The organism is Streptomyces sp. AM25, assembly GCF_058146165.1.
Window position 1 is genome coordinate 73,533 of record NZ_JBKIWN010000025.1, and the last position, 12,363, is coordinate 85,895.

Annotated in this window: 8 protein-coding genes; all 8 read left to right on the top strand. The window is 73.0% G+C overall.

Translation table 11 applies throughout. The features are described from left to right. Positions 1-11 precede the first annotated feature (11 nt). Entirely contained in the window at positions 12-4,514 is a 4,503-nt protein-coding gene (locus ACLHRZ_RS28945; protein WP_490421508.1) for a beta-ketoacyl synthase N-terminal-like domain-containing protein, read from the top strand. Between the two features lie 77 nt (positions 4,515-4,591). Beyond that, a complete protein-coding gene (locus ACLHRZ_RS28950) occupies positions 4,592-4,849 on the top strand; it encodes an acyl carrier protein (RefSeq protein WP_490421518.1) in 258 nt (85 codons plus the stop codon). Between the two features lie 3 nt (positions 4,850-4,852). Continuing rightward, positions 4,853-5,674 (top strand): alpha/beta fold hydrolase, encoded by an 822-nt coding sequence (locus ACLHRZ_RS28955; RefSeq protein WP_490421509.1) that lies wholly within the window; start codon positions 4,853-4,855, stop codon positions 5,672-5,674. Further along, positions 5,671-6,840: a glycosyltransferase gene (locus ACLHRZ_RS28960; RefSeq protein WP_490421510.1), complete on the top strand. Its 1,170-nt coding sequence runs from the start codon at positions 5,671-5,673 to the stop codon at positions 6,838-6,840. Before ACLHRZ_RS28955 ends, ACLHRZ_RS28960 begins: the two co-directional genes overlap by 4 nt. Before the next feature lie 73 nt (positions 6,841-6,913). Next, a complete protein-coding gene (locus ACLHRZ_RS28965) occupies positions 6,914-8,461 on the top strand; it encodes a hypothetical protein (protein ID WP_490421511.1) in 1,548 nt (515 codons plus the stop codon). Positions 8,462-8,811: 350 nt separating this feature from the next. After that, positions 8,812-10,518 carry a mycolysin gene (locus ACLHRZ_RS28970; protein WP_490421512.1) on the top strand — a complete coding sequence of 569 codons (1,707 nt, stop codon included), beginning with the start codon at positions 8,812-8,814 and terminating at the stop codon, positions 10,516-10,518. A 31-nt stretch (positions 10,519-10,549) separates the two neighbouring features. Further along, positions 10,550-11,464: a papain-like cysteine protease family protein gene (locus ACLHRZ_RS28975; RefSeq protein WP_490421513.1), complete on the top strand. Its 915-nt coding sequence runs from the start codon at positions 10,550-10,552 to the stop codon at positions 11,462-11,464. A gap of 15 nt (positions 11,465-11,479) precedes the next feature. Then, a complete protein-coding gene (locus tag ACLHRZ_RS28980) occupies positions 11,480-12,334 on the top strand; it encodes a hypothetical protein (protein ID WP_490421514.1) in 855 nt (284 codons plus the stop codon). The last annotated feature ends 29 nt before the right edge of the window (positions 12,335-12,363 follow it).

The following is a 12,363-nucleotide window of genomic DNA, read 5'->3' on the forward strand; positions in this document are numbered from 1 at the left end:
GGTAAGTGAGAATGAGCACGACGCACACATCGACCGGCCGGCCCGCAGTCGCCATCGTCGGCATGGCCGTCCTCTTCCCGGGCGCACCGGACCTCGCGACGTACTGGCGCAACCTGACGGCGGGACACGACGCGATCACCGAGGTCCCGTCCGGGCGCTGGGACCCGTCCTTCTACGACCCGGCGGCGGCCGGCAGCCGCTCGGACCGGGTGTACTGCCGCCGCGGCGGATTCGTCGACGAGCTGGCCGAGGTGGAGGCCACCCGATTCGGGATCATGCCCAACTCGGTGCCGGGCACCGAGCCGGAGCAGCTCATCGCGCTGCACGTGGCCGCCGAGGCGATCGCGGACGCGGGCGGCGAGGCCCGGCTGCCGGACCGGGACCGGATCGGGGTGATCCTGGGCCGGGGCGGCTACCTGTCCCCCGGGATGGCGCGGGGCACCCAGTCCGTCCAGACGTCCAACCAACTGGTGCGGACCCTCGCCGAGTTGCTGCCCGAGCTGGACGCCGGGCTGCTGGAGCGGGTCCGGCGCGCGTACACGGAGCAGCTGGGACCGGACGAGCCCGAGCAGGCGATCAACCTGGTGCCCAACCTGACCGCATCCCGGGTCGCCAACCGGCTCGACCTGCGCGGCCCGGCGTACACGGTGGACGCCGCCTGCGCCTCCTCGCTGGTCGCCGTCGACCAGGCGGTCGGTGAACTGGCCGCGGGCCGCTGCGACATGGTGCTGGCGGGCGGGGTCCACCACTGCCACGACATCACGTTGTGGTCCCTGTTCTCCCGGCTGCGCGCGATGTCGCCGAGCCAGCGGATCCGCCCGTTCCACCGCGACGCGGACGGGCTGCTGATCGGCGAGGGCACCGGAGTCGTGGCGCTCAAGCGCCTCTCCGACGCGGTGCGCGACGGCGACCGCGTCTACGCCGTCGTCCGCGGCACCGGGGTGGCCAGCGACGGCCGCAGCGGCAGCCTGGTCAACCCCGACCCGTCGGGCCAGGTGAAGGCGGTGCGGGCGGCCTGGCGGGAGGCGGGGCTGGACCCCGCCGCACCGGGGTCCGTCGGACTGCTGGAGGCGCACGGGACCGCCACCCCCTCGGGGGACGCGGCCGAACTGGCCACGCTGGCCGAGGTGTTCGGCCCCGGCGACGACGGGGACCGGCCGGTGCTCGGGTCCGTGAAGTCGATGATCGGGCACACCATGCCCGCCGCGGGCGTGGCCGGTCTCGTCAAGGCGGCGCTCGCGGTGCACCACGGCGTACTGCCGCCGACGCTGCACTGCGAGGAGCCGCACCCGGACCTGGCCCGTACCCGCTTCCGGACGATCGCCGCGGCGCGGGACTGGGCGCCCGGCAAACGGGTCGCCGGTGTCAACGCGTTCGGCTTCGGCGGCATCAACGCCCATGTGGTGCTCGAAGCCGCCCCCGGTCCGGCCGGCCGTCCGGCGGTGACAGTCCGCGAGCCGGAACAGGTGCTCCGGCTGGCCGCCGGCACCCCGGCGGAACTCGCCGCGCTGCTCGACGCCGAGGACGCCACCGTCCGTGGCCGACGGTCCGCGCCCGACGGGCGCGCCCGGCTGGGCGTCGTCGCCCCGACCGCCGAGCGCCTCGCCCTGGCCCGGAAGGCGGTGGCCAAGGGCGGCCCCTGGCGCGGGCGCAGTGACGTGTGGTTCTCCCCGGAACCGCTGCTCGGCGGCTCCGAGGGTGGCCGGCTGGCCTTCGTCTTCCCCGGGCTGGAGGCCGAGTTCAGGCCCCGGATCGACGACGTAGTCGAACGGTTCGGCCTCTCGGCGCTGCTGCCCGCGGGGTTCGGCGGCTCCGGGGCCGATGTGACGGACGTCGGACGGCACGGGGCCGGGGTCATCGCCGTGGGGCGGGTGCTGGACGCCGCGCTGCGCCGGATGGGCATCGTGCCCGACGCCGTCGCGGGCCACAGCATCGGCGAGTGGACGGCCATGGCCACCGCCGGGATGTACGCCGGGGACGCGGTCGACGAGTTCACCCGCTCCTTCGACCCGGGCCAGGTGCGGGTGGCCGGGCTGTCCTTCGCCGCGCTGGGCGCACCGGCCGAGCGGGTCACCGCCGCGCTCGCCGCCCACCCCGGGGTGGTGCTGTCGCACGACAACGCCCCGGAGCAGTCGATGGTCTGCGGCCCACCGGACCAGGTGAAGGAGCTGGTACGGCACTTCCGGGCACGCGGCGTCATCGGGCAGGTCCTGCCGTTCCGTTCGGGCTTCCACACCCCGATGCTGGCCCCCTACCTCGGGCAGATCCGGCACTACGCGGGCCTGTTCGAGCTGCACCGGCCAGACGTTCCCGTCTGGTCGGCGACCACCGCCGCGGAGTACCCCGGCGCCGAGGACGAGGTGCGGGAGCTCTTCGTACGCCACCTGCTGGAGCCCGTCCGCTTCCGCCCGCTGATCCACGCCATGTACGCGGCCGGCTTCCGGGTCTTCGTCCAGGCCGGTACGGGCCAGGTGGGCTCGCTCGTCGAGAACACCCTGCGCGGCCTCCCGCACCTGGTGGTGTCCGCCAACTCCCCGCACCGGGACGGGACGGCGCAGCTGCTCCGGGTCGCCACGGCGCTGTGGACCGTCGGCGGCGACCCGGCTGCATCCGCAGTCCATGCCCGCCGGCTGCCGCCCTCGCGGCTGGACCTGGGCGGGAAGCTGGTGTCCCTGGACCGGGAGACGGTGGCCGCGGTGCGCTCGGCGCTCGCCGTCTCCGGCGGAGAGCCGCCCGCCCCCGACGGCTCCCCTCTGGACGCCGAGCTGCGGGCCCTGTTGAAGGACACCGCCGACACGGCCCTCGCGGTCTCCCGCGCCGCGGCGGCGCCCACGGTCCGCACCGTGCTGCGGGTGTCCACGGACGCCATGCCGTACCTGCGCGACCACTGCTTCTTCGCGCAGCGCCCCGACTGGCCGGACGAGGCCGACCGGTGGCCGGTGGTCCCGGCCACGACGGTGGTGCACCACATGATGGAGCACGCCGAACGGGCCCGGCCCGGGACGACCGCGGTCGCGCTGCACGAAGTGCGGCTGAACCGCTGGGTGGCCGCGGCTCCCGCCGTCGACGTCCCCGTGACCGTCGAGGCGCGCGGGACCGGCCGGGCCGCTGTGACCTTCGGCGCGTACGCCCACGGCGAGGTCGAACTCGCGGACCGCCACCCCGACGGCGCGCCCAGGCCCTGGCAGTGGGCTCCCGAGGAGGAGCGGGCCCCCGGAATCACGGCCGCGCAACTGTACGACGACCGCTGGATGTTCCACGGCCCGGCGTTCCAGGGCGTCACCGAACTGACGGCGGTCGGCGACGCGCACGTACGCGGCGTGCTCACCGCCCCCTCGGCACCCGGCGCTCTGCTCGACAACGTGGGGCAGCTGCTCGGCCACTGGATCCTCGCCACCCTGACCGAGCGGACCCTGGTGTTCCCCGTCCGCGTGCGGCGGATCCGGTTCTTCGGCCCGCAACCGGCGCCCGGCACCCGGGTCGAGTGCCTCATCAGGATCGTCTCGGTCACCGACGCCACGGTGGAGGCGGACGTGCAGCTGCTCGTGGACGGCCGGGTCTGGGCGGAGATCGGCGGCTGGCAGGACCACCGGTTCGACAGCCGCACGGACACCAAGGCGCAGGAACGGTTCCCCGAGCGGAACACCCTCTCCTCCGTCCAACCGGGCGGCTGGGTGCTTCTGTTCGACGGGTGCCACGATCTCGCGTCCCGCGACCTCGTGATGCGGCGGCACCTCGGCACCGCCGAGCGCGAGGACCACGAGCGGCGCCCGCCGTCCGGCCGCCGCCAGTGGCTGCTCGGGCGCATCGCGGCCAAGGACGCGGTCCGCCGGTGGCTGTGGGAGCACGGCAAGGGGCCGGTCTTCCCGGCCGAGATCCGGGTGGACAACGAGGCGTCCGGCCGGCCGCGGGTGACCGGTGTGCACGGCCGGGCCCTCCCCGCCCTCGACGTCTCGCTGGCGCACCGGGCCGAGGCCGCGGTCGCCCTGGTCCGGCCGCGCGGCACGGACGGGCGCCCGGCGGCGGTCGGCATCGACCTGGAGGAGGTCGCCCACCGGCCGCCGGGAACCCTGGGCGCCGCCCTCGGCCCCGCCGAGCGCGAACTCCTCGTCGCGCTGTGCTTCCGGACCGGCGAACCGCAGCCGCTGTGGTTCACCCGGTTCTGGGCGGCGAAGGAGGCGGTGGCCAAGGCCCAGGCCGAGGGCACCGGGCTGCGGGGACGCCCGAAGGACTTCGCGGTGGTCGAGGCCCGGGCGGACGCCCTGGTGGTGGCCGTGGGCGGCCACCGGTACCCGGTGCGCTGCCGCACCGTCACCAACCCGCAGGGCCTGCCCGAGCGGGAGTACGTGGTCGCGTGGACCACGGGCCCGGCCGCCGGGGACGCCCGGCCGGAAGACGAACGACAGGAGAGCCGGCAGTGCTGCGTCTCTCCGGGGAACAACCCCCGGACCCCCGGCCGGAATCACAGGCCCACGGAGTGCACCGGACCGGCAACGCGAGGAGAAGCCAAGTGAACAGCAGTCAGGCCACGGCACCGGATGCCCAGGTCCAGCAGGCCGTGTCCGAGGCCGTGTTCGAGGAGATCACCGGCATGCTCCACGCCGTCCTCGGCGAGTACGGGGGCGTGGACGACGCCGGGATCACGATGGACACCCGGTTCCACGACGACCTGGACCTGGAGAGCATCGACCTGGTCACCCTCGGCGGCCACCTCCAGGCGCGGTACGGGGAATCGGTGAACTTCGCCGAGTACCTGGCCGAGCTGGGGCTGGAGGAGATCATCGGTCTGACGGTCGGACAGCTCGTCGCGTACACAGCCGGCTGCCTGCAGGTCACCGGGGAGCGGTGACCCATGGCCATCATCGACGCCAACGGCCTTGCGCTGCACGTGGAACGGATGCCCGCGCGGGCGGCGGCCGGCACGGCCCCGCCGCCCACCGTGGTGCTCGTCCACGGGATGCTCATCGACAGCCTCGTCAGCTACTACTTCACCCTGGCGCCCCGGTTCGCCGCCGCCGGGCTCGACGTGATCATGTACGACCTGCGGGGGCAGGGCCTCAGTGAACGGCCGCCGGCCGGCTACCGGCTCGACGACCACCTCGACGACCTGGAGGCCCTGCTCGACCGCCTGGACCCGGTGGGCCCCGTGCACCTGGTGGGCAACTCCTACGGCGGCACCATCGCGTTCGGCCTCGCGGAGCGGCACCCCGGCCGGATCGCCAGCGTCTCGCTGATCGAGTCGGAGCCCGCCACCGCCGCCTGGTCCTGCAAGATGGCGGACAACCTCGCGCGCGGGGCGGAGGAGCTCGCCCGCGACGGCCTCTTCGCGGAACTCACCGAGAAGCACGGCAAGCACGTCACCAAACGCATCCGGTCGGCCGCCCGGCTGCTGCACTCCACCACCACGGCGCGGGACGTCCCCGCGAGCCGGGTGCTCGACGACGACACCCTCCGCGCGGTGGACTGCCCGGTGCTGGCGCTCTACGGGGCCGAGTCCGAACTCGCCGTCCAGGCGGACTGGTTGCACTCACTGCTGCCGCAGTGCCGCACCGTCGTGGTGCCGGACCAGGAGCACTGGGTCCTGGTCGGTGCGACCGAGCTGGCCGGCGACCTGATCCTGGACTGGATCCGCGCGCACACGCCCGCGCCGGCGGCCGGGGACGTGGTCCGGTGAGCCGTTTCCTCTTCGTGGTGCCGCCCCTGGCCGGGCACGTCAACCCCACGGTCGGCGTCGCCGCCGAACTGGCCCGGCGCGGGCACCGGGTGGCCTGGGCCGGTCTGCCGGAGGTCGTGGGACCGCTGGTGGGCGACGGCGCGACCGTGTTCCGCTGCGCCTCCCCGGACCTGGCCGACCCCGCCCTGCTGCGCCCGCCCTCGCTCCGCGGCCCGGCGGCGCTGAAGTTCCTGTGGGAACGGTTCCTCGGGCCGCTCGCCGAGCACATGGCGCCCGGAGTGCGGGCGGCCGTCCGGGAGTTCCGGCCGGATGTCCTGGTCGCCGACCAACAGGCCGTCGCCGGCGGCCTCGTGGCCGAGCGGCTGGGTCTGGTGTGGGCCACCTCGGCGACCACCACGGCGGGCTTCACGTCGCTGTCCGGCCTGCCGCTGGTCGACGCCTGGATCACCGGGCTGATCGAGGATCTGCGGCGGCGCATCGGCAACCCCCGGGGCACCGCGGACCCGCGGCTGTCCGACCGGCTGGTGCTGGCCTTCAGCACCGAGTCCCTGGCCGGGCCGGTCCCGTCCGCCGCCCCACAGGTCCGGTTCGTCGGCCCGTCGCTCGCCGCCCGGCCGGCCGCGGACGGCTTCCCCTGGCACCGGCTCGACCCCCGGACGCCCACCGTGCTGATCACCCTCGGCACGGCCAACGCCGAGGCGGCGTCCCGCTTCCTGGCCGCGTGCGCCGAGGCGGTGCGCGGACGGCCGGACCGGGCGCAGGCGGTGATCGTCGACCCGACGGGCACGGTGCCGGAGTTCGCCGACCGGGTGCTGGTCCGGCCGCACGTTCCCCAACTGGCCCTGCTGGAACGGTGCGACGCGGTGATCTGCCACGCCGGTCACAACACCGTGTGCGAGGCGCTGTGGCACGGCCTCCCGCTGGTCGTCGCGCCCATCCGGGACGACCAGCCCGTCGTCGCCGCCCAGGTGACGGACGCGGGGGCGGGCGTACGGGTCCGGTTCAACCGGGCGACCGCCGACGTGCTGGGCGCGGCGCTGGACACCGTCCTCCGCGAGCCCGGCTGCCGCGAGGCGGCCGGGAGGGTGCGCGCGTCGTTCCGCGCCGCGGGGGGCGCCGAGACCGCTGCCGCGCACCTCGAAGCCCTGGCGACGGGCGTGAAGTGACATGCCCCCGCCATCCGTTGCGGGTCTCCTGCAAAGAAGACAGACCCCTCATTCCAACCCACGAGGATCCTCCATGCGCAACTTCCGCAGAAGAGCGGCGCTGACACCGGTGCTGCTCACCTCCGTCTCACTCTCACTCGCCCTCGCCGGCTGCTCACCGCTCGACGGCGGCTCCACCGACGCCTCGGACGGGGTGGCGAGCACCGGTGCGGCCAGCGCCCCCAGTGTCGGCCGCACCTTCGGCGAACCGTCCCCCGGGGCAGCCGGGCCCAGCGCGGTGGCCATTCCGGCGGGCGGCGGCATCAAGGCAGAGAAGCCGCCGGTGAAGGTCGACTCCATCGACCCGAGCAGCGGACGCGCCGTCATCTCCCAGGACGTCGCCCCGAAGCCCTCGAACTCCCCGAGCCCGTCCGGCAGTACCGGGCCGTCGGCGACGCCCGCGACGCCCGAGGCGAAGAAGCCGGTCGCCGTGGGCGACATCATCGCCAGCAAGCCCACGCCCGGCGCGCCCGAGGGCATGCTGGCCAAGGTCACGAAGGTGGAGAAGAAGACCTCGAAGGGCACCGAGGTCCGTACCACCCCGGTCGATCTCTCCACGGTGCTCGGCGACTCCAAGGTCGAGAACAAGCTGCCCGTCGACCCGTCCTCCTTCAAGGTCGACTCGCTCGTCCCGGGAGTGAAGGTCTCCTGGGCCAAGCGCGGGAACGTGCACGCCGGACCCGAGGGCCTCAAACTGCCCTTCGGCAGCATGCGCGTCGACGTCGACACCACCCTCGACACGGAGAAGGACGCGAAGAAGGAAGGGGTGGAAAGCCCCACGAAGGCCTCGCTCAAGGGCTTCGTCCAGCTCGCGCCCGAGGTCGACTTCAACTACTACGGCCGCGGTTCCGGCGACGGCCCGTCGGGGACCGGCCTGCGGCTCAGCGGTGACTGGTCCTCGGGATTCCACTTCAAGGGGCGGACGTCCCCCACGACCAACGGCAAGCCGGTGCGGGTGCCGTTCGTCGTCCTGCACGCCAACCCGACCTTCTACATCGGTGAACTCCCGGTCACCGTCAACATCGACCTCACCTGCTACGTCCTGATCGACGCCGACGGCAGGGCGAGCCTGGACGTGCAACAGGACCCGGTGAAGGGCGACTTCACCCTCGGCTCCGCGTTCAGCCTCAAGGAGGGCTGGCAGCCGGAGGCCAAGGCGGGCTTCACCCCCGCGACGCTGAAGGCGAGCGCCTCGGCCGCGGTCAACGCGAAGGTCCGGTTCGGCACCGAGGCGAATCTCGGTCTCTACGGCAGCGTGGGCGTGAAGGGCGACGTCGCCGCGCCGTACGTGCGCACGGAAATCAAGGGCAGGGCCGGCGGGTCGACCGAGGGCAGGGCCGCGGCCGACGCCGACTGGAAACTGTTCGCGGGAGTCGATCTGGAGGGCTGGGTCATGCCGTATCTGAACATCGGCGGCGTGCAGGCGCTCGCGATACGCCTGCCGATGCCCAAGGTGCAGCGCGAGGTGCAGGTCGCACACGGCAAGGGAGCCATTCAGATCCCCCAGCCGCGCACTCCGCAGGACGACCCGAAGCCGGGTGACCAGGACCAGTTCGGCGGCGGCAAGCCCCGGCGCCACTGACACACCGACACTCCACCCGCACGGCAACGCCACGCAGGCGAGGCACCGTTGCCGTGCGGGTGGCCTTTTCGGGCGTCCCCGCCGACATTCCAACCTCCGTCATTTATTGCGGGTTTACCGCAAATTCGCAGGTGACGCCGCATAAACTCGCCGTCCGGGATGCGTAGTTGCATGGCGAATATGACATCCGCAATCCCTGTGACGTAAAGTCTCGGCAAGTTGCTGCTCAACGCACTGCCGTTCACCAGCGATTGACGATCGCGGCAGCACCCACCCCCCATGTTCCGAATCGGCGTGCACCGGACCCGTCGTGCACGCCGCAGAAAGGCATGCCCATGTTCCGAATACGAATGCCGAGACCCGCGGCGCTGGTCGCAGCCGGCGGCACCGTCGCCTGTATCGCCACCGTCGCCGTACCGTCCGCCTACGCGGCAGCCCCCACCACGGCGGACACCTGCACGGTCCGCCCCGCGGACAAGAACTCCGAAGCGCCGCTGAGCTGTCTCGGCGTCACCGCCTCCCTCGGCCGCCTCCCCGCCGTCGGCGAGCGGACCACCCTCACCGTGGCCATCACGGCGCAGACCGGCGTCAAGCGCGCCGGCCTCTCCCTCCAACTGCCGCCCGCCCTCCGGATCGTCGGCCGGGACCCCGCCCTCGCCGCCCCCGCGACGGACGCCTTCGGCCAGCGCACCAGCCGGACGCTGGCCCTCGCCCCGGGCACCCGCACCGTCAAGGTCGAGGTCCAGGCCGTCGCCGCGGGCCCCGCCCAGATCCAGGCGGACGTCAGCGACGTCGACCGCCCCGACCCGCGCCGCGCCGGTCACGCCTCGGTGGAACTGACCATCGGCAAGGCCAAGGGCTCCACCGCCAAGGGCATGTCCGTCACGAAGGCCGGCGCGACCCCGGCCGACACGGCCTCGGCCGGCGGACCCGCGGCCGGCGGACCCACGACGCACGACCGCCCGGCACGCCCCGGCGCCGCCGCCCCGGCCGCGCCGAGCACTCCCCCGCAGGCCGCCGCCCCCGGCAGGCCCTCCGCCCCGGTCTGCGTCAACGGCACGCTGCGCAACCGCTTCCAGTCCTCCGAGGGCGGCAGCTGGAACCGCAAGGCCGACCGGGACCTGCCGGTCAGCAACGCCAACGTCACCCTCTGGGGCAGGGCGACCGCGGGCGGCGGCACGCAGAAGCTCGCCACGGGCCTGACCGGCAACGGGGACGGCACGTTCAACCTCTGCTACACGCCGGGCACGTCCGTCACCTCGCAGGTCTGGGCGGAGTTCCAGACCCAGGCCGGCAGCATGTGGTCGGTCGTCGACGGGTACAACCGCCGCTACTCGACCACCTCGGGCGCCCTGAGCAACGTCTCGGGCAGCAGGAGCCTGGGCACCGTCTACGCCAACAGCGGCCAGAGCCGCGCCTGGCACGCCTTCGACACCCTCAACAAGCTCTGGTGGGACCGGGGTTCGACCGGCACGTGCTGGACGAGCAACGAGCGGGACGGCCGCTGCACCCCGATCACCGTCCAGTGGTACCCGGGCTCCCAGGACGGTACGTACTGGACGAACCGCGACGACAAGGTCCACCTCGCGGACAGCGACCCCGACTCCGGCCACACCACCGTCCACGAGGCCGGCCACTCCCTCATGGGCAAGCTCTACAACGGATGGTGGCCGTACGTCACCAACTGCTCGCCCCACTACGTCAACCGCACCTCCTCCACCACCTGCGGCTGGACCGAGGGCTACGCCGACGCCGTGGCGTTCCACACCTTCAAGGACACCACCATGACGTGGGGCAACGGCAGTTCCATGAACCTCGCCAACGACCGCAGCACGCGCGGCATGGACCGGGGCGACGCCTGCGAGGCCCGGGTCGCCACCGCGCTGGTCGACCTGTGGTCCCAGGTCGACGGGGGCTGGACGAAGAGCAACACCATGATGTCCCGCGAGCGCCAGTCCACCTTCCGTGAGTACTTCCTCACCGACCGGCCCGCGTACGGCCTGGACAGCGGAGCCAAGGCCCGCCAGATCCTCTACAACCACACCATCCAGTACTGATCAACACCGTTCAGCACGAGAAAGACCCCCCATGCCCGGAATTCGTAGATCACCCCGCACGTCAAAGCGCATATCGACGCGCAGCAAGATACTTCTGTCCACGACGACAGCCGCCGTCCTGTCCTGCGGACTCCTGCTGAGCATCTCCCCCAAGGCCCAGGCCACCGTCACCGGCACGCTCTACGGCGGTCGAGGCAACTTCAGCAATATCAACCAGCGTTCCCAGCCGTCCCTTTCGGCCGGCATCACCGGAAGCTCCCGGGCCGGCGACCGCATCCTGATGTCCTGCCGCACCACCGGCGACGTCGTCGAGAGCAACTCCCGCTGGATCCGGTCCGGCACGTACTACGTCGCCGACGCGTTCGTCCGCGAGAACACCAACGGCCTGCCGGTCTGCTCCTCCACCCAGCCCGACACGAGGCCCACGGGCAATCCGACGGGCAACCCCACCGGCAACCCCACCGGCCGGAAGGCCCTCGACATCAGCATGCAGAAGCAGGTCAAGGACCAGTGGTGCTGGGACGCCACCGGCCTGACCATAGCCAACTACTGGGGCTACACCCGCTACAGCCAGGCCGACTTCTGCCGCCTGGCCGCCCAGAACAACCGGCTGGACTGCAACAACCGCCCCGCCACCCTCGGCGACATGGCCAACGGCCTGCGCAACATGGGCTTCCGCAGCAGCGGCAGCGACCTGTACCGCAACGCCTCCTTCGGCGAGACCCGGAACGAGATCGCCGGCAGGCGCCCGTTCGCCGTCCGTATCGGCTGGAACTCCGGCGGCGGCCACATGAACGTCGTCTACGGCTACGACAGCAGCAGCAACATGATCGCGGTCGGCGACCCCTGGCCCACCACGAAGACCTACACCTGGTGGAACTACTCCGCCTACTCCGGAAACAACTCCTTCCGGTGGACCCACACCCGCATCGGCATGCAGGGCTAGAGGAGACGACCCACCATGCACCGTAAGACCGGACGCGCCGCCACCCTGTGTGCGGCCACTGCCGTCGCCGCCCTCTGCGGAATCGTTCCCGCACAAGCCGCCGACGGACCCGCCGCCCCTGCGGCGACCGACTACACCGCCGCTCAGAAGATGCTGCGCACCGGCCAGGTCCGCGACACCGTCGCCCGCTTCCTGACGGCCGCCGCCGAGCGCGGCACCCCGGACGGCGGCGCGGACGGCGGTATGGCCGGCGCCTCGCGCGACCGCGCGCAGAAACCTTCCGCCGACACCGGCTTCGACCTCAAGAAGCCGGTCCCCTTCTACGAGCTCTCGCCCGAGTTCGTCACAGGCAAGACCAAGGCCACCGCCCGCGCGGCCCTGAAGCTGTCCTACCTCGCCTCCCGCGTCGCGGCCGCCAACGGTCAGCAGGCCGCCGTCCTGCTCGCCCCGGAGGATGGGGGCCATGCCTGGCAGCTGGCCGGCATCCGCGACGGCGACGCGGACATCAGCGCCGCCGAACGCGGCACGGACCAGGCGCAGACGTTCATGGAGCCGCAGATCCACGGCTGGTACCGGCTGACCGGCGGCGGCTCCGTCGAGCCGCTCAACGAGGAGGCCCGGACGGCGCTGCAGGGCAAGTCCCGTGTCTCGCTCGCGGCGTACCAGCAGCTGGTCGCCAAGCGCTACGGCGACAAGCTCCCCGGCTCGGACTACGACCGCAAGGGTCTCGCGGGCGGCTACGCCCTCGCCGAGGAGCAGACCGCCTCCGCCTCCGCCTTCCCCTGGCTCCCGGTCGCCTCCGGCGCGGCAGCCCTGGCGGTGTCGAGCGCGGCGGCCCTCCACCTGGGCCGCCGGCGCTGCTCGGCCTGATCCCCCGCCCCCGGCCCGCCCGTACGGGC